General features: G+C 65.4%; 16 protein-coding genes. 9 read left to right on the top strand and 7 right to left on the bottom strand.

Annotation, left to right across the window (positions count from 1 at the left end; all coding sequences use genetic code 11):
* The first annotated feature begins 66 nt into the window (after positions 1–66).
* A complete protein-coding gene (locus tag HZZ16_RS17610) occupies positions 67–1,347 on the top strand; it encodes an O-acetylhomoserine aminocarboxypropyltransferase (protein WP_197949963.1) in 1,281 nt (426 codons plus the stop codon).
* Between the two features lie 189 nt (positions 1,348–1,536).
* Positions 1,537–1,878 (top strand): hypothetical protein, encoded by a 342-nt coding sequence (locus HZZ16_RS17605; protein ID WP_197949960.1) that lies wholly within the window; start codon positions 1,537–1,539, stop codon positions 1,876–1,878.
* Here the strand turns inward: HZZ16_RS17605 and HZZ16_RS17600 are convergent, their stop codons facing one another.
* A complete protein-coding gene (locus HZZ16_RS17600; protein WP_197949958.1) occupies positions 1,879–2,961 on the bottom strand; it encodes a COX15/CtaA family protein in 1,083 nt (360 codons plus the stop codon). It abuts the gene before it with no gap.
* 109 nt (positions 2,962–3,070) lie between these two features.
* Here HZZ16_RS17600 and HZZ16_RS17595 point away from each other — a divergent pair, with 109 nt between their 5' ends.
* Positions 3,071–3,292, top strand: coding sequence for a DUF2842 domain-containing protein (locus HZZ16_RS17595; RefSeq protein ID WP_197949956.1), 222 nt, complete (start codon positions 3,071–3,073; stop codon positions 3,290–3,292).
* Here HZZ16_RS17595 and HZZ16_RS17590 read toward each other — a convergent pair.
* A complete protein-coding gene (locus HZZ16_RS17590; RefSeq protein WP_197949954.1) occupies positions 3,276–4,322 on the bottom strand; it encodes a polysaccharide deacetylase family protein in 1,047 nt (348 codons plus the stop codon). The genes HZZ16_RS17595 and HZZ16_RS17590 overlap by 17 nt on opposite strands.
* 130 nt (positions 4,323–4,452) lie before the next feature.
* On the opposite strand from HZZ16_RS17590, the gene HZZ16_RS17585 reads away from it, so the two are divergent.
* On the top strand, positions 4,453–5,634 hold the full coding sequence (locus HZZ16_RS17585) for a GNAT family N-acetyltransferase (RefSeq protein WP_197949952.1): 1,182 nt from the start codon (positions 4,453–4,455) through the stop codon (positions 5,632–5,634).
* Positions 5,635–5,782: 148 nt separating this feature from the next.
* Here HZZ16_RS17585 and HZZ16_RS17580 read toward each other — a convergent pair whose 3' ends face one another.
* Positions 5,783–8,107 carry a GumC family protein gene (locus HZZ16_RS17580; RefSeq protein ID WP_197949950.1) on the bottom strand — a complete coding sequence of 775 codons (2,325 nt, stop codon included), beginning with the start codon at positions 8,105–8,107 and terminating at the stop codon, positions 5,783–5,785.
* A 201-nt stretch (positions 8,108–8,308) separates the two neighbouring features.
* On the opposite strand from HZZ16_RS17580, the gene HZZ16_RS17575 reads away from it, so the two are divergent.
* From HZZ16_RS17575 to HZZ16_RS17565, 3 genes are all read left to right on the top strand, one after another.
* Entirely contained in the window at positions 8,309–9,442 is a 1,134-nt protein-coding gene (locus tag HZZ16_RS17575) for a glycosyltransferase family 4 protein (protein WP_197949948.1), read from the top strand.
* Positions 9,443–9,559: 117 nt separating this feature from the next.
* Positions 9,560–11,110, top strand: coding sequence for an undecaprenyl-phosphate glucose phosphotransferase (locus tag HZZ16_RS17570; RefSeq protein WP_197949946.1), 1,551 nt, complete (start codon positions 9,560–9,562; stop codon positions 11,108–11,110).
* A 158-nt stretch (positions 11,111–11,268) separates the two neighbouring features.
* A complete protein-coding gene (locus HZZ16_RS17565) occupies positions 11,269–12,525 on the top strand; it encodes an O-antigen ligase family protein (protein ID WP_197949944.1) in 1,257 nt (418 codons plus the stop codon).
* On the opposite strand, the gene HZZ16_RS17560 is transcribed toward HZZ16_RS17565, so the two are convergent.
* Positions 12,494–12,970 carry a MarR family winged helix-turn-helix transcriptional regulator gene (locus tag HZZ16_RS17560; protein ID WP_197950208.1) on the bottom strand — a complete coding sequence of 159 codons (477 nt, stop codon included), beginning with the start codon at positions 12,968–12,970 and terminating at the stop codon, positions 12,494–12,496. The genes HZZ16_RS17565 and HZZ16_RS17560 overlap by 32 nt on opposite strands.
* A 148-nt stretch (positions 12,971–13,118) precedes the next feature.
* Here HZZ16_RS17560 and HZZ16_RS17555 point away from each other — a divergent pair, with 148 nt between their 5' ends.
* Entirely contained in the window at positions 13,119–14,315 is a 1,197-nt protein-coding gene (locus tag HZZ16_RS17555) for an FAD-dependent monooxygenase (RefSeq protein ID WP_197949942.1), read from the top strand.
* A 154-nt stretch (positions 14,316–14,469) separates the two neighbouring features.
* Here HZZ16_RS17555 and HZZ16_RS17550 read toward each other — a convergent pair whose 3' ends face one another.
* From HZZ16_RS17550 to HZZ16_RS17540, 3 genes are read right to left on the bottom strand one after another with little or no spacing between them, the layout of a single operon-like run.
* A complete protein-coding gene (locus HZZ16_RS17550; protein ID WP_197949940.1) occupies positions 14,470–15,648 on the bottom strand; it encodes a saccharopine dehydrogenase family protein in 1,179 nt (392 codons plus the stop codon).
* A gap of 9 nt (positions 15,649–15,657) precedes the next feature.
* Positions 15,658–16,440 (bottom strand): DUF169 domain-containing protein, encoded by a 783-nt coding sequence (locus HZZ16_RS17545; RefSeq protein WP_197949938.1) that lies wholly within the window; start codon positions 16,438–16,440, stop codon positions 15,658–15,660.
* A gap of 55 nt (positions 16,441–16,495) precedes the next feature.
* On the bottom strand, positions 16,496–17,263 hold the full coding sequence (locus HZZ16_RS17540; protein WP_197950206.1) for a YdcF family protein: 768 nt from the start codon (positions 17,261–17,263) through the stop codon (positions 16,496–16,498).
* 194 nt (positions 17,264–17,457) lie between these two features.
* Between HZZ16_RS17540 and HZZ16_RS17535 the strand changes: the two genes are divergently transcribed.
* Entirely contained in the window at positions 17,458–18,399 is a 942-nt protein-coding gene (locus HZZ16_RS17535; protein WP_197949936.1) for an acetamidase/formamidase family protein, read from the top strand.
* Positions 18,400–18,418 lie beyond the last annotated feature (19 nt).

The raw sequence follows: 18,418 nt of genomic DNA, 5'->3' as shown, positions 1-18,418 counted from the left end.
TGACGGCGGGCACGGCGCCGATCAGCATGCCGCGCGATTTTCAGACCACAAGAACAGGACGCCCAAATGAGCGATCGCCTTCCGGGATTTTCAACGCTCGCCGTGCATGCCGGTGCACAGCCCGACCCCACCACCGGCGCGCGCGCGACTCCGATTTATCAAACGACCTCTTTCGTCTTCAACGATGCCGATCACGCCGCCTCGCTGTTCGGCCTGCAGGCGTTCGGCAACATCTATACCCGCATCGGCAATCCGACCAATGCGGTGCTGGAAGAGCGCGTCGCCGCGCTCGAAGGCGGCACGGCCGCGCTCGCAGTGGCGTCCGGCCATGCCGCGCAAGTCGTGGTGCTGCAGCAGCTGCTTCAACCCGGCGACGAATTCATCGCCGCGCGAAAGCTCTATGGCGGCTCGATCAACCAGTTCACGCACGCCTTCAAGAGCTTTGGCTGGAACGTGGTGTGGGCCGATCCCGACGACATTGCGAGCTTCGAGCGTGCGGTGACGCCGCGCACCAAGGCGATCTTCATCGAGTCCATCGCCAATCCCGCCGGCAGCATCACCGACATCGAGGCGATCTCGACGGTGGCACGCAAGGCGGGCGTGCCGCTGATCGTCGACAACACGCTGGCCTCGCCCTACCTGATCCGCCCGATCGATCATGGCGCCGACATCGTCGTGCACTCGCTGACGAAATTTTTGGGCGGCCACGGCAACTCGCTCGGCGGCATCATCGTCGACGCCGGCACCTTCGACTGGTCCACGGGGGGCAAATATCCGATGCTGTCGGAGCCGCGCCCCGAATATCACGGCATCCGGCTGCAGGAGACCTTCGGCAATTTCGCCTTCGCGATCGCCTGCCGCGTGCTGGGCCTGCGCGACCTCGGCCCTGCGCTGTCGCCCTTCAACGCCTTCATGATCCTGACCGGCATCGAGACGCTTCCGCTGCGCATGCAGAAGCACTGCGACAATGCCAAGGCCGTTGCCGAATATCTCGCCGGACATCCGGCGGTGGCCTCGGTGAGCTATGCCGGCCTGCCGAACGACAAGTACAACCAGCTCGCGCGCAAATACGCGCCGCGGGGCGCCGGCGCGGTGTTCACCTTCAGCCTGAAGGGCGGCTATGACGCCGGCGTCAGCCTGGTGTCGAAGCTGCAGCTGTTCTCGCATCTCGCCAATGTCGGCGACACCCGCTCGCTGGTGATCCATCCGGCCTCGACCACGCACAGTCAGCTCGACGACGCCGCCAAGATCAAGTCCGGCGCCGGTCCCGACGTGGTCCGGCTCTCGGTCGGCATCGAGGACAAGGAAGATCTGATCGCGGATCTGGAGCAGGCGCTGGGGGCGTAATCCTCATCGTCATTCCGGGGCGCGCGCAGCGCGAACCCGGAATCTCGACGTTATGCTGCAACCTCTGGATTCCGGGTTCGGTGCTTTGCACCGCCCCGGAATGACATTCATGATCGTCAGTTAACCCTCATTAACCATATCGGCCCCATACATCGCTCTTGGATCGCCCCTCTTGATTCGGAGCCGATAATGCTGCGCTGGATGGTGCCCGCCCTGGCTATGATGCTGACGGTCTCGGCTGCCATGGCCGCCGATCTGCCGGTGTACAAGCGGCGCGCGGCCGGGCTGCCGCAGGACCCGCCGCAGGTCTATGTCGAGACCGATCCGGATGCGCTGATCTCGCCGGCCTATGGCATCGGCAGCTATATCCGGAACCTGCCGGGCACGCCGCTGCTGCCCGGCTCCCACACGCTGCCGGGCTATTACGGCCGCCCCTGGAGCTACGATTATCAGGGCGCCTATTACGGCGGGAAGCAGGTCGATTATTTCTGGCGCCTGCCCTATGCGTGCGGCGTCTACGGCTATTGCTGATCAGCCGGGCTGCCCAACGGGAACCGCGCGCGGCTGCACCTGCGCAGATTGCCGTGACGCCAGCCGCTCGACCTGCATCACCGCCAGCGTCAACACCACGATCGCAACCGCCTGGTGGGTCAGCGCGAGATCGATCGGCACCTGGTTGAGCAGCGTGAGGATGCCGAGCACAGCCTGCACGCTCACAGCTGCGAACAGCCACAGCGCGCCGCTTGCTGCCGCGCCTGCACGCGAGCGCACCGCGTCGATCGCGTGCAGCAGCGCGAGCGCGAACAGTGCATAGGCGGTCATGCGGTGCTCGAACTGCACCGTCAGCACATTGTCGAACATGTTGCGCCACCACGGCGTCTCGAACCACAGCCGCTCCGCCGACGGGATGAGCGCCCCATCGATCTCAGGCCAGGTGTTGTAGGCCCGCCCGGCACGCAGGCCCGCGACCAGCGCGCCGAAATAGATCTGCACGAAGGTCACCACGAGCAGCAGCGCGCTCGTGAATCTCAGCCGCGCGGACGCTGCGATCTGCGGCCGCTGCTCGAGCCGCCGCACCGTCCACACGATACCGGCGAAGATCAGGAGCGCGAGCGAAAGATGCGTCGCCAGTCGATATTGCGACACCTCGACCCGCTCCGTCAGGCCCGAGGCGACCATCCACCAGCCGACCGCCCCCTGCAGGCCGCCGAGCGCGAACAGCAGCCACAGCCTGCGCTTCAGCTCACCCGACAATCCGCCGCGCCAGAGGAAGAACAGGAACGGCAGCAGATAGGCGACGCCGATGAAGCGGCCGAGCAGCCGGTGGCTCCACTCCCACCAGAAGATCGTCTTGAACTCGGACAGGCTCATGCCTGAATTGAGCTCGCGATATTGCGGGATCTTCTTGTAGGCCTCGAACGCCTCGGCCCACGCCGCTTCCGACAGCGGCGGAACACTGCCCGTCACCGGTTTCCATTCGACGATCGACAGGCCCGATTCCGTCAGCCGTGTCGCGCCGCCGACCAGCACCATCAGCGCGATCAGCGCGGCCACGGCGATCAGCCACCAGCGCACGGCGCGATGCGGCTCGGATGGGGCGGAAATCGTCGTCATTTCAGAGACAAAACCAAGCCTGTGGCGAAGAGACTTGAACCGGATTGCGTGCCCCTTATAGTCCCCCGCTCCCGCAGCGCAAGTTACGTGAAAGCCTTAAAGTCCCGCCATGACGATCCGCACCCGCAAGTTCCTCGGCGCCATCCTGCTCCTGGTGCTGGCCACCGTCTGGGCCCTGCTCGGGATGGCGGCGGCGCAGATGCCGTGGATCGCGGAATCCGGCTGGCGGCAAGCGATCTACTACGTCGTGGTCGGCATGGGCTGGGTCCTGCCCGCGATGCCGATCGTGAGCTGGATGCAGCGGCCCGATCGCGTCAGGTCCGGCTCGTAGCGCTCCCGGTCGGCCTCACCGGCGCAAAGGCGACGCCCGACACCAGCACGCGCAGCATCCGCAGCGAGCGCACACGCCCGTCCCAGGAGATCCGCGGCAGCGCGCGCAAGTTCGTGCGTCCCTCCGCCTCCACGATGCCCGGGATCGTCGAGGCCGCGCTGGCGAAGCCCGCCTGCTCCGCCATCACGACGTGGCTGCGCCGGAACGAAGCGCGGTCGCCGAACGGATAGGCGAAATGCCTGATCTCGCGCTGGAAGGCCGATTCCGCCACGGCCTTGCCCATCGTCATCTCGCGCAGGGCGGCTGCGTCCTTCATGTTGGCCAAGACCGGATAGTTCACCGTTGCGCTGCCGATCGTCACGAGCGGATCGGCGGCGAGCCTGGCGAGGTCTTCCCAATCCATCGACGCCTCGCGCGAGAGCGCGGCGAGGTCGATCCGGTAGCGCGTGCAGAGATCGGCGATCGCGGCCGACAGATCCGCCGGCGGCAGCGAGCGCAGCCAGCTCTCCAGATACGAGAACAGCGCCTGCTTCCCGGCCTTGTCGGCAACAGTGAAGCGCTGCTCCTTCTCGCCCATCATCAGGCTGATGCGGCTCTCGCGCGCGATCACCTGCTCCAACCCAAGCCACCAGGCTTCGCCGACACCGTCAGGAAAAGCGGTCGGCACATAGATCGTGAAGGGCACGGCGTGACGCGCCAGCACCGGATAGGCGAACGTGATGAGATCCTTAGGCGCGCCATCGAAGGGCAGCGCCACGAAGCGCCGCTTCTCCGGCAGCGTCACCGCGCGCCGGCAGACCTCGTCCATGCCGAGGAAATCGTACTTCCACCGCTTCAGCGCGCGGATGGCGCGATCGAGGAATTGCGGCGTGATCTCGTGTTCGCGCAGCGGCTGAAATCCGCGCCGCCGCGGCCGCACATGCTGGAAGCACAGGATGGCGCCGGCACCGCGACTGCGCAGCATAGCCTGGCCGGTGAACCAGGCCAGCTCGAGGCGCAGCCGTTCCAGCTGTCTGTCGTCGGAAGCCAAGATCCCACCCTTCGCGCGCGCCGGCGGTCAGTTCCCTCTGCCCTCGTCATTACCCTTTGTTGACCTTTGTTTGCAAAGGTCGGCCACAGGCCGAACTCCGTATTTTCGTTTTTCTCGACAGGTTTCGCGAATGACCATGGCTGCGGCGATGCAAGGCCGGACGGAAGAAGCGCCAGCGCGGTCGAAAGCGAGCCGTATCGCGGGAGTGGAGATCGTCACGGATCTCGCCGAGGCCGAGGCGGTCTGGCGCGGCTTCGAGGCGAGCGGCCATTTCTTCACGCCTTACCAGCGCTTCGACCTGCTCGGCCCCTGGCAGCGGCTGGTCGGCGCCCGTGAAGGTGCCTGCCCCTTCATTGTGATCGCGCGTGATGCCGAGCGCCGGCCGCTCCTGCTGCTGCCGCTCTCGCTGCGCCAGGGCCACGGCATGCGCACCGCCGGCTTCATGGGCGGCAAGCACACGACATTCAACATGGGCCTGTGGAACGCCGAGTTCGCAGCAGAGGCCGCCGGCGCCGATCTCGATGCACTGCTTGCGCCGCTCGGTGAGCACGTCGACGTGCTCGCGCTGACGCAGCAGCCCGAGCGCTGGCACGACCAGCAGAACCCGTTTGCAGCCCTGCCGCGGCAGCGCGCGATCAACGGCTGTCCGCGACTGGTGATGGAGCCGGGCGGCCCGCCGGCATCGCGGATCAGCAATTCCCTCCGCCGCCGCCTCAAGAGCAAGGAGAAGAAACTTCAGTCCCTCGCCGGCTATCGCTATCACCTGGCCACGTCGGACGCAGACATTACCCGCCTGCTCGACTGGTTCTTCCGCATCAAGCCGGCGCGGATGGCGGAGCAGAAGCTCCCGAACGTCTTCGCCGAACCCGGCGTCGAGCAATTCGTCCGCAGCGCCTGCCTTGCGCCACGCGGCGAAGGTCATATCATCGACATCCATGCGCTGGAATGCGACGAGGAGGTGATCGCGATCTTCGCCGGCGTCGCCGACGGCGAGCGCTTCTCGATGATGTTCAACACCTACACGATGAGCGAGCGGGCCCGCTACAGCCCCGGCCTGATCCTGATGCGCTACATCATCGACCGCTACGGCGAGCGCGGCTACCGCTCGCTCGACCTCGGCATCGGTTCGGACGATTACAAGCGGATGTTCTGCAAGGACGACGAGGAGATTTTCGACAGCTTCGTCCCACTGACCTCGCGCGGCAGGCTCGCGGCGATGGCACTGTCCTCGCTCAGCCACGGCAAGCGGCTGGTTAAGCAGAACCAGATGCTGTTCGACATGGCCCGCCGGCTGCGGCAGGCGTTCGGGTAAGATCTCTCCGCAAACGCCAACATCGTAGGGTGGGCAAAGCGAAGCGTGCCCACGTCTTGCATTACTGCATTGGACAGGCGGTGGACACGTCGCAAGGGCGCCTTTGCCCACCCTACGAGTTCGAGTGGGCGGAGAGAGACAGAAAAGCCTACGCCGCCACGACGCGCGGCGTCTCCATTGCATCCGACGCCTGCACCGGCTTGCTCAGCATTGCCACCTCGCTGAAGCCGACGGCTCTCAGCTGCTCGGACATCTGCGCACGCGCATCCGGCGCCATCGCGGCGTCGGGCACCACGACGGCGCGGGCATGCGCCGTCAACAGCTCGGCCGGAAGATCGGAGGCGCTGCCGGCGTCGATCAGCACGTGATCGTAAGCCCGCAGCAGTGCGTCGATCGCGAGCGCGACGCGCGGCGATTGCAGCAGGCTGCGGTCGAAGCCGGGACGACCGGCCAAGACCAGATGCAGCCGCGAGAGTTTATCACGGGTGATAACTTGCGCGAACGAGGCCTCGCCCTGCATCAGCTCGGCAAGGCCGGGAGCCTGCGCATCGGCGGATACCGCGGCAAGCGTCGGCGAGGACGCGGCGAGATCGACCACGACGACACGTGCATCGCGCGCTAGGTTCCGCGCCAGCGTCAGCGTCGACAGCGTAATGGCTTCGCCCGGCGCCGTGCCGAGCACCGTGACCTTCTTGGCCGCGGCGCCCGCGGCACGCAGATCGTCGGCCAGACGTTCGATCTCGGCGAATTCGCTCGTATCCGAATCGGCCGCCATCTCAGGCTGCAGCGGCGCGGACTCCGCCAACACCGGATCCAACATTGGTTCGCTGCTCCGGTCGATTGCGGGCTCGATCGTCCGCTGAACGACCAGCGGCTCCTGGCGCACCGGCGCCTGCGCGGAGCCCATTGCCGCGCGCGGCGCGGTCTGGCGCAGCAGCTCGCCGGTGACGACGACGCCGGACGAGAGCAGCAGCGTTGCGATCGTCGCGATCAGCACGATCGGCAGCTTCTTCGGATAGGCCGGCGTGTTCGAGACGATGGCGCGCGAGATGATGCGGCCGTCGGTCGGCGCGGTGTCGATGGTCTCGCGGGTGTTGGCCTCGCGGTACTTGGCAAGATAGGTCTCGAGCAGATCGCGCTGCGCCTTGGCCTCGCGCTCCAGCGCGCGGAGCTGGACGTCCTGGCCGTTGGTGGAGGCCGCCTGCTTCTTGAGCTGTTCGAGGCTGACGGTGAGGCCATCGACCCGACCGCTGGCGATCCGGGCGTCGTTCTCGAGCGAGCGCGAGATCTTGGCGGCTTCGTCGCGAATCTGATTGTCGAGGTCGCCGAGCTGCGCTTTCAGCTCCTTAATCCGGGGATGATTGCCAAGCAGCGTCGACGATTGCTCGGCGAGCTGCGCCCGCAGCGTCACCCTCTGCTCCGACAGCCGCCGCATCAATTCAGAGTTCACGACCTCGGATGCCTCGATCGGCTTGCCGCTCTGCAGCATCTCCTTGATCAGCCGTGCCTTGGATTCCGCATCCGCCTTCATCGAGCGCGCATTGTTGAGCTGGGTATTGACCTCGCCCATCTGCTGGTTCGACAGCGTGGTGTTGTTGGTGCCGACGAACAGACTGGACTTGGAACGGAAGTCCTCGACCCTGGCTTCGGCGTCCGAGACCTTCTTGCGCAAACTTTCGATCTCGCCGGCCAGCCATTGGCTGGCGTTCTTGGCCTGCTCCTGGCGCGCCGCCTGCTGCAGCACGAGATAACCGTCGGCGATCGAGTTGGCGACACGCGCGGCAAGCTCGGGATCGGCGGACTGGAATCCGACCACGATCACGCGCGACTTGTCGACGGCGTAGGCCTGAAGCCGTTCGTAATAGGAATCGAGCACGCGCTCTTCCGGCGTCATCGCGAACGGATCGCGGCCGATGCCGATCAGCGCGGCAAGCGACTTCAGCGGCGAGATGCCCTGCAGCACGGGATCGAATTCGGGGCGCTCGGCGAGCTTGTTCTTCTTGATGATCTCGCGCGCCAGATCGCGCGACAGCACCAGCTGCACCTGGCTGGTGACGGCCTCGGCATCGAGCGTCTGCCGCTCCTCGGTGCGATCGCTGTTCGGACGCAGGAACACGTTCTCGCGGCCGTCGATCAGGATGCGGGTTTCGGACTTGTAGCGCGGCGTGACGAGATTGACGATGGCGAGCGACGCAACGAGCGCCAGCACCGTCGGAACGATGACCCAGCCGCGCTTGCGCGTCAGGGCCGCACCGAGCGCGTGCAGGTCGATGTCGCCGGATTCGACCTGCGCAGGCTTGGCTATGACGGGCACGGACTTCGCTTCGGGCTTCGCTTCGATCCTGGCCTCAACCTTGGCTTCGATCCTTTCGGCCTTCGCTTCAGTCTTGTGCGCAGCTTCGCCTTTGGACTTCGCGACGGCTCGCGCGATCACAGCCTTGTCCTTGCCGGCACGCCAGAACGCTAAACGCATCGAACACTCCCGCAGGGCAATGCTGCGACTCTACCTCAACCGGGGCGATTACACTCCATTAAGGTTGCCGCTGGGTTAATCGTGACCGCATGCGCCTTGCGCGCGTGCGCCCGTCACCGTTTGTTAACCACGACACCCCTTAATCCATCTCGATTATTTCGTGAGAATTGTTCGGCAGTCGCCGTCGAGCTGGTTTTGATCATGCCCCCCTCTCCTGACCGGCCGCTTCGCATCCTTCACGCCGTGCGCGCCCCGGTCGGCGGCATCTTCCGTCATATCCTCGACGTCGCCAACGGCCAGGTCGACCGGGGCCATCATGTCGGCATTCTCGCCGACAGCCTCACCGGCGGCGAGCGCGCCGACAAGGCGCTGACCGAGCTCGCACCGCGCTTGAAGCTCGGCGTGCACCGCATGGCGATCCGCCGCGAACCGTCGCCTGACGACGTCCTGGTATGGCTCCGCATGCGGCGGCTTATCGCCGCGCTCAAGCCCGATGTGATGCACGGCCACGGCGCCAAGGCCGGCGCCTTCATCCGCATGCGGCGGCGCTCGGACGATACCATCCGCATCTACACCCCGCATGGCGGCTCGCTGCACTATCCGCTCAACACCTTCAAGGGCGAGTCCTACGCGCGGCTCGAACGCGCGCTGATGGACTCCACGGACCTGTTCCTGTTCGAGAGTGCCTTTGCCCGTGACACCTATCAGCGTATCGTCGGCACGCCCAAGGGCGTGGTGCATTGCGTCTTCAACGGCGTGACGCCGGAGGAGTTCGAGCCTGTCATCACCGCCGAGGATGCGACCGACCTCTGCTATGTCGGCGAGTTCAGGCACATCAAGGGTGCCGACCTGCTGGTCGACGCCGTGGCGCGCCTGCATGAAGGCGGCAGGAAGGTCACGCTCACGCTCGGCGGCGACGGCGAGGAGACCGCCGCGCTGAAGGCGCAGGTCGAGCGGCTGGGCCTTTCGAGCGCCATCCGCTTCATCGGTCACGTCAAGGCGCGCTACGGCTTCTCCAAGGGACGGCTGCTCGTCGTCCCCTCGCGCGGCGATTCCATGCCTTACGTCGTGATCGAGGCCGGCGCCGCGGGCATTCCGATGATCGCATCCAAGATCGGCGGCATCCCCGAGATCCTGGGCATCGACAGCCCCGCGCTGTTCGCGCCCAGCGATCCCGAAGCCATGGCGGAGGCGATCGCCGCAGCGCTGGACGATCCGCCAACGACCGCGCAACGCGCACTCTCCTTGCGCGAGCGCATCTCGACACACTTCTCGCAAGCCGCGATGGTCGAGGGCGTGCTCGCCGGCTATCGCGACGCATTTGCCAATCATTAACCATCCTTAAGCCAGCTTTAGAAAATCTTCCGATTTGTTCGATAATCGAAGCGCGAGGGGATGCTTGCCCGGGCGCGCAAGGCCGTGCCACGGGTTCTGGAATGGACGTGAACGCCCGTGGAACCGCTCAACGCACGCTCGATGCTCGATGCCGCGGCCAACGCTGCGGCAAAGCCTGCTGACCAGCCCTTCGTGGAGCGCCGTCGCCGGCTCTCGCCTGCCGCGCTCGAGGTCGTCAACCAGAAGGTCGCCCGCGCCTATTCGCCGATCGTGATCGCCGGATTCGTGCGCCTTGCTGATTTCGCGCTGCTGAGCCTCGTCGGTATTGCAGTCTATCTCGGCTATGTCATGCCGCTGGCGGGGGCGTTCAGCTGGATCTATCCAGCCGAGGTCATCGCCGTCGCCATTGCCGCCGTGGTCTGCTTTCAGGCCGCCGACATCTACCAGGTGCAGTTGTTCCGTGGTCAGCTCCGGCAGATGACGCGGATGATCTCGTCCTGGTCGTTCGTCTTCCTGCTCTTCATCGGCATCTCCTTCTTCGCCAAGTTCGGCAGCGAGGTGTCGCGGCTGTGGTTGGCCGCTTTCTATTTCCTGGGGCTCGCAGCGCTGATCGCCGAGCGTCTGGTGCTGCGCTCGCTGGTCCGGGCCTGGGCGCGCCAGGGTCGGCTCGACCGCCGCACCATCATCGTCGGCTCCGACAGCAACGGCGAGCAGCTGGTCGAAGCGCTGAAGGCACAGGAGGATTCTGACATCCACGTGCTCGGCGTGTTCGACGACCGCAACGACAGCCGCGCGCTCGACACTTGCGCCGGCGCGCGCAAGCTCGGCAAGGTCGACGACATCGTCGAGTTCGCCCGCCGCACCCGCGTCGACCTCGTGCTGTTTGCGCTGCCGATCTCGGCCGAGACGCGCATCCTGGAGATGCTGAAGAAGCTCTGGGTGCTGCCGGTCGACATCCGCCTGTCGGCGCACACCAACAAGCTGCGCTTCCGGCCCCGCTCCTATTCCTATCTCGGCGAGGTGCCGACGCTCGACGTGTTCGAGGCGCCGATCACCGATTGGGACCTGGTGATGAAATGGCTGTTCGACCGTATCGTCGGCAGTCTTGCGCTGCTCGCAGCGCTGCCGGTGATGGGATTGGTCGCGCTCGCCGTGAAGCTCGACAGCCCGGGCCCGGTGCTGTTCCGACAGAAGCGCTTCGGCTTTAACAACGAGCGCATCGACGTCTACAAGTTCCGTTCGATGTACCACCATCAGGCCGATCCGACGGCCTCGAAGGTCGTGACCAAGAACGATCCGCGCGTCACCCGCGTCGGCCGCTTCATCCGCAAGACCAGCCTCGACGAGCTGCCGCAGCTCTTCAACGTCGTATTCGCCGGCAATCTCTCGCTGGTCGGCCCGCGCCCGCATGCCGTGCAAGGCAAGCTGCAGAGCCGGCTGTTCGACGAAGCTGTCGACGGCTATTTCGCCCGCCACCGCGTCAAGCCGGGCATCACCGGCTGGGCCCAGATCAACGGCTGGCGCGGCGAGATCGACAACGAAGAGAAGATCCAGAAGCGAGTCGAGTTCGACCTCTATTACATCGAGAACTGGTCGGTGCTGTTCGACCTCGTCATTCTCCTGAAGACGCCGATCTCGCTGCTGACCAAGAACGAGAACGCGTATTGAGTTTGCTTCGTCATGCCCCGGCTTGACCGGGGCATCCAGTACGCCGCGGCGCCGGCTGTTTTCCGCAATAGGCGCCGCAGCGTACTGGATCGCCCGGTCGAGCCGGGCGATAACAGGTGTGTTTGTGACGACGAGTTGCGTAAGCGTATGAGCGTGTGATGGCGTATGCGGCGACAGCCGGTGGAGTGAATGTCGCCGCGACGACCGCGCCGGGCGTGCTGGCGCTGCAGCGCGCGCTGGTGTGGCTGGTCGGCGCCTCTGGCGCCATCGTCTTCATCGAGCCGAGCCCTTACGAGATCGCGACGCTGCTCGCGACCGTCACCTTTTTCGCCACCGGCCTGCGCCTGAGGCTGGTGCTGATGCCGCTTGTGTTGATGCTGATCCTGCTCAATGTCGGTTACACCATCAGCGCGATTCCGCTGTTCGAGCAGACGGAGGTGGTGAGCTGGATCGCGACCTCCTGGTACATGGCGGCGACCGTATTGTTCTTCGCCATGGTCATCTCCGAGGACACCGAGGCCCGGCTCGACATGCTCCGCCGCGGCCTCGTGGTCGGCGCGATGATTGCCGCGCTGCTGGCGATCGCCGGCTACTTCCACCTGGTTCCCGGCGGCAACGATCTCCTCACGCTGTACGGCCGAGCGCGCGGCACGTTCAAGGACCCGAACGTGCTCGGCGCCTTCCTGATTCTGCCGGCGCTGTTCGCGCTTCAGAGCGTGGTCTCCGACAAATTGGCCAAGGCCTTCCGCAACGTCATCGCCTTCGGCATCATGTCGCTGGCGATCCTGCTCGCCTTCTCGCGCGCCGCCTGGGGCGGCCTGGTGCTGACCTCCGCCTTCATGCTGGCGCTAATGGTGCTGACCAGCCGCACCAACGCGCAGCGCTCGCGCATCATCATCATGGCAATCGTCGCCGCCGTGCTCGGCCTCGCGCTGATCGCCGTGCTGCTGTCGCTCGATGCCACGGCCGAGATGTTCAAGCAGCGCGCGAGCTTTGGCCAGAGCTATGACGAAGGCCGCTTCGGCCGGTTCGGCCGGCACATCCTCGGTGCGGAGATGGCACTCGACCTGCCGTTCGGCATCGGTCCATTGCAATTCCACCGCTACTTCCCCGAAGACACCCACAATTCCTATCTCAACGCCTTCATGTCCGGCGGCTGGCTGTCAGGTGTGTGCTATCCCGCGCTGGTCTTCACCACCGTCATCATGGGTTTCCGCCACGTCTTCGTCCGTGTGCCGTGGCAGCGCGCCTACCTCGCGATGTTTTCCGCCTTCCTCGGTACCGTCGGCGAAAGCTTCGTGATCGACACCGATCACTGGCGGCACTTCTGGATGATGCTGGGCGCAATGTGGGGCATGATCGCGGCCGCGCAGGTCTATAAGACTAGGGCTGGCGAGGACGCTTCTTCAGCTTGAGCTCGGGGCGCTTCTCCGGGGGCGTATCGAGTAGCCCCTTCAGCGCCTCGGTTGCCGCCAGCACACCCTTGTAAGCCTCATTGGCAAAGCGCAGCAGCAGGCGCAGCTCCTCGTCGGAATAGGCGCCAAAGACCTTCTCCATCGCCTGCTGCATCGGCACGTAGAATTGTCCGAGCTTTGCGATCGCCTCGGGCACGACCGCGATGAACACCTTGCGGCGGTCTTTCTCGTCGCGCTCGCGGCGCACCAGGCCGGCCTTCTCGAGCCGGTCGACCACGCCGGTGATCGCACCGGTCGTCAGGCCCGTCACCTCGGCGAGCCGGCCTGCGGTGACGCGGCCCTCGAGATAGAGGATGTCCATGCATTCGAGGTCGGAATTGGCAATTCCGGCAACGTTGGCGACGGTCTGGCCGTAGAGCACGCCTTGCGCCGACGACCTGCGCATCGCCTCCTCGAGTTCCAGCAACAGCGCCGCGCGCACCTTCGTCCTTGACAAGACCGGCCTCTTATCTTAATCAATATATATCTTAGCCACTAAGATATTTAGCGACCGTAACACTCTCGTAGCACCACGGAAACGTCGGGAGCAAGCCATGGCCCACCGTCCCCGCAAGGCGCTGATCATCGGCGCGGGCATCGCCGGACCCGTCGCCGCGATCCTGCTGCGCCGCGCCGGCATCGAATCCGCCATCTACGAGGCCTGGCCCTATTCGAAAGGCATCGGCGGCGGCCTGCAGATCGCACCGAACGGCATGCATGTCCTGGAGGAGATCGGGCTCGCGAAGGAGCTGATCAGCCGCGGCTCGGTCGCGGAAGCCTTCGACTTCTATTCGCAGGGCGGCGAGAAGCTCGGCTCGATCAATCGCGACATGGCGCGGCGCTTCGGCCAGCCGGCCGTCAACATCTCGCGCGCCACGCTGAACGAGATCCTGATCGACAAGGCCTGGTGCGCCTGCGTCTCGCTGTATTTCGAGAAGCGCCTGATCAAGATCGAGGACCGCGGCGACCAGCCGATCATCGCCTACTTCGCCGACGGCACCACCGCCGAAGGCGACTTCCTGATCGGCGCCGACGGCGTGCACTCCGTTGTGCGCCGCCAGGTCGTGCCGGATGGGCCGCAGCCGTTCGACACCGGCCTGATCGGCTTCGGCGGCTTCGTGCCGCACGCCGTGCTCGACGGCAGATCGATTGGCAAGCACGTCGAAACGACGTTCGGCCAGAGCGGCTTCTTCGGCTATGGCTATTGCAGCCCCGATCCGATGGACGGCGTGATGTGGTGGAGCACGCAGCCGGCACACGGCATGGACGCGGCGACGTTCCGCGCGCTCGACCATGCGACGCTGAAGCAGCATCTGCGCGGCTTCCATCATGGCTGGCACGATCCGATCCCCGCCATCATCGAAGCGGCCGAGAACATCGTGGTCACCGACACGCTCGACGTCGCGACCCTGCCGACCTGGTCGCGCAAGCGTTCGCTCTTGATCGGCGATGCCGCACACGCGACCAGCCCCCATGCCGGCCAGGGCGCCTCGCTGGCGCTGGAGGACGCAATGCGGCTTGCGCGGCTGATGCAGGACGGACAGGAGCTCGGCGCCACCTTCCAGGCCTTCGAGGCCGAGCGCCGCCCGCGCACCGAGAAGATCGTCGCGATCGCCCGCCGCAACGGCAACAACAAGCGCGAGTTCAGCGCCGCCGGCGCCTGGATGCGCAATCAGATGCTGAAATGGCTGCTGCCGCTGGGCGCCAAAGGCATGGATTTCATGTACGTGTATGATGCGCGGGCGGTGTGATCTCTTCTCCCTCTCCCCGTTCTTACGGGGAGAGGGTTGGGGTGAGGGGCGCTTCCGCAAAAATGGTGAGCATTGGACTCGCGGAGAGCCCCCTCACCCGCCGCGCTGCGCGCGTCGGCCTCTCCCCGCAAGCGGGGCGAGGCGAAGGAGGCGCCTATTTCTCCACCCCAAACGTCAGCCCCGCGTTGTCCTGCAGCCGCTTGATCAGCTTGTGCTGCATCGCCGCGCCCGGCGTCCAGAAGCCCGCCGGAACATCGCTCGCATCGCGCAGCAGGCAGATGGCGCATTCGGAGATCATCTTGCAGGTCGACCCGTAGCCGGGATCGCGGTCGCCGGTGACGCCGGCGCGGACCATGCGGCCATCGGGGGCGATCGCGACGTAGAGCAGGTTGAACAGGCCGTTCTCGCGCTCTTCCTTCGAGGGCCCCTCGCCCGGCTTCGGCGCGTTCGGCCCGGTCTTCTCGGCATTGGCCGCCATCACGCGCTTGGCGTTGGCTTCGCCCTTCTCGCCGGCACCCGTCAGGACCATCTCGTCGTAGACGAAGTCCTTCCCGTAGGGAAAACCCATCAGCATGTTTGAGCGATGGACGTTGCGCGTGTTGATCAGCGCCATCATGAACGGCGCGGCCCAGGATTGCAGGTCCTCCTCGAAGACCGCCCTGTTGCCCTTGGGCTGCTTCGGGCCGGTGAAGCCGGGCGTCAATGCGAAGTGGTCGTTGAGGATGGCGACGAGGCTGAGGTCCTTGGCGACGGCATCGAAGGTCGCCTTCGCGCTCGCCGCGGTGCCGCCTGACAGCGTGCCGCGCATGTCGCGCACGCGGCCCTTCACACGCGGTGCCGGCGCGCCGAACACGCGCCTGGCCTCTTCCTGCACGAAGAAGGTGCCGAGCTCGAACGGCACGGAATCATAGCCGCAGGAGAACACGATGCGCGCGCCGCTCGCCTTGGCCGCGGCCTCGTACTTGTCGATCATCTGCCGCATCCAGACCGGCTCGCCGCAGAGATCGAAATAATCGACGCCGGCAGCGACGCAGGCAGCGAGCAGATCCTCGCCGTAGAACTGGTAGGGGCCGACCGTCGTGATCATCGATTTGGTCTGCGCCACCATTGCCTTCAGCGACGCCGCATCCGAGGCATCGGCTGTGATCAGCGGCGTGTCGGCCGGCGCACCAATCGCGTCGCGCACCGATTTCAGCTTGTCGAGGCTGCGTCCCGCCATCGCCCATTTGAGCGCCTTGTCGTCCTTGTAATGCGCCGCCAGATATTCGGCGACGAGCTGGCCGGTGAAACCGGTCGCGCCGTAGACGACGATGTCGAATTTCGCAGAGCTCATGATCAGCCTTTACTTCTTCGCGTAACTCACGCCCATGCCGGCGCGGACATCGCTTTGAATGCCATAGGGCGGGATCGGATAGCGCAGGCCGTTCTTCGCCAGCGCCTTCATGCCTTCGATTGCCTTGGCGAGATGCGAGGGCTTCAAGGCCATCAGCATCTCCTCGTCCGGCACGCCGCCATAGCGCCGTTCGGCATAGCATGGCAAGGACAGGCTGGGCTCCCCGGTCTTGAGCGCCCGCCCCCAGGAATCCGCGCAGGCGGTCTCGCCGACCACGCCCCATTCGAACTTCTTGTAGCCGGTATATTGCAGCCCGTTGATCAGGATGATCATCTGCCCCGGGGTTGCATAGACGAGGCAGATGTCGGGCGGATCGAGCCGGCCGCTCGCGAGTGGACTGACGGCGAGCGCCTGATAGTGCCCGAACGGTACCACGTCCAGCGCCTCCTGGCGCTTGCGCGCGTCCTCGGCGGTGCCGTGCCAGACGCCGACGTAATTTTCACCGGCGAGCCATTTCTCGTCCTGCGGCGCAAGACCGATCACCGCGCGGCATTGCGCGCCTACGAGATCGTCGGCGGTGATGCCGACGGTCCACCCCAGGCGCGCGGCCATGCTGACGATCTGGTCGGTGGTGTGAATTGCGTTTGGGCGGCGGATCTTCGGGATCGCCTCCATCTCTGCGACGCTCGCGAACAACTTCATGCCGATCACATTCGTCTTCAGCCGCAGCAGGCTGTTGAGATCGGCGACCAGGCCGGCAAGATCGATCCTGTCTGCAGTCTGCTGTTGCATGGCTTCCTCCGCGCCGGCGATGGTGCGCCGCGTATTCTTGTTTTGCGGCTTCGTTCTAGTCCTTCGCGGGTCCCGGAAGCAACTCGGAGATCCTGCCCATCAGACGGTAAGCGGTAAGACCGATCCACTCGCGCACCGCAACTTCGGTTCGTCCCAAGCCGTCCGCGCCCACATTGGTGAAGGAGAACAGATCCTCGCGTCCCCCCATCCGCCAGTCGACCGGATAGGCTTCGACGTCAAATCCAGCCTTGCGGAAGATCCCCATCGAGCGCGGCATGTGATAGGCCGACGTCACCAGCAGCCAGCGTTCGCCCGGCTTTGGAGATACCAGCTGTTTGGTGAAGATCGCATTCTCCCAGGTGTTGCGGGAGCTACGTTCGAGGATCAGGCGGTCCTTCGCGATGCCGAGATTCTCCAGGATCGGCGCGGAATAGTCGGCCTCCCTGGCATCGGTCGACACCAGGTTCGCGGAGCCTCCGGTGAAGACGATGCGCGCATTGGGGTAGCGGCGCGCAAGCTCGGCCGGCGCAAACAGACGATCGGCCGCGTGCGCGACCACCGGCGTGCGATGCGCCGCCGACAGGTCGGTGTCGACCGAGCCGCCGAGCACGATGATGCCGTCGGGCGCGCCGCGCGAGGCGTCCCACGCCGGGAAGCGCGACTCCAGCGGATAGATCAGGAGATTGCCGAGCGGCGAGAACGCCGCGAGCGCCAGCAGCACCAGCGTGGTTATGGCGAGCCTGCGGCCAAATGCGGCAAAGCGCGTCGCCATCAGCACGACAGCCACAATTCCGAGCTCGACCAGAAGATTGATCGGCAGCAGCGCGGTACCCAGGGTCTTGGAAAGAACGAAAAACAGGGGAGCCTCGCTGAAATCGAGTAGCCTGAAGGACTTGGCCTGAATGACTTGGTCTTCTGTGCGGGGCTTGACCGGCCCCGCCATCTTCAGAAATCTTCTTGAAAGAGGATGGATCGCCGGGTCAAGCCCGCGCTGATGAAACGGAAGCGGACCCGGCCATGACCCATCATCACCTGCATTCCAGTCCCGAAACCTGCCACTGGGGCTTCTTCGAAGCCGCACTCAATCCGGTCCTCACCGTCAAGAGCGGCGACGAGGTGACGGTCGACACCATCAGCGGCGGTCCCGACAAGCTGCCTGATCGCGACAAGTTTCACATTCCGCCCGAGATGCACCAGGTTCATGCCAAAAACGAGCGCATGCTGCCGGGCCACATCCTCACCGGACCGATCGCTGTCGAAGGGGCCGAGCCGGGCGACGTGCTCGCGGTCGAGATCCTCGACGTCCAGCTCCGGCAGGATTGGGGCTGGAACATGATCAAGCCTCTGTCCGGCACCCTGCCCGACGATTTCCAGGAGACGCGGATCCTCAACATCCCGCTCGACCGGACGCGAATGGTCGGCCGCATGCCATGGGGCCTCGACCTGCCGCTCAAGCCCTTCTTCGGCGTGATGGGCGTCTCGCCGCCGCCAGCCTGGGGCCGCATCTCCTCGCTGATCCCGCGCGCGATGGGCGGCAATCTCGACAACAAGGAGCTAGGAGCCGGTGCGACGCTGTATCTACCGGTGTTCGTGCCGGGGGCGATGTTCTCCTGCGGCGATGGCCATGGCGTGCAGGGCGACGGCGAGGTCTGCGTCACCGCGATCGAAACCGCGCTGCAGGGTCGCTTCCGCCTGACGCTGCGCAAGGACCTGAAGCTCGATTACCCCCGCGCCGAGACGCCGACGCATTACATGACCATGGCGATGGACCCCGATCTCGACCAATGCGTGGTGCGCGCGCTGCGCGATATGATCGCGCTGCTCGGCGAGACGCGAAATCTGTCCCGCGAGGATGCCTACACGCTGTGCAGCCTCGCCGCCGATCTCCGGGTGACCCAGACCGTCAACGGCGCCAAAGGCATCCATTGCATGATCGAAAAGGCGATCGTGCACGGCTGAGCCGCCGCGCCCTTCCCTG

The sequence above is a fragment of the Bradyrhizobium glycinis genome (genome assembly GCF_016031655.1).
GTDB classification, from domain to species: Bacteria; Pseudomonadota; Alphaproteobacteria; order Rhizobiales; family Xanthobacteraceae; genus Bradyrhizobium; species Bradyrhizobium glycinis.
The sequence above is the reverse complement of the archived record's forward strand: the minus strand, read 5'-3'. Positions and strand labels throughout refer to the sequence as shown.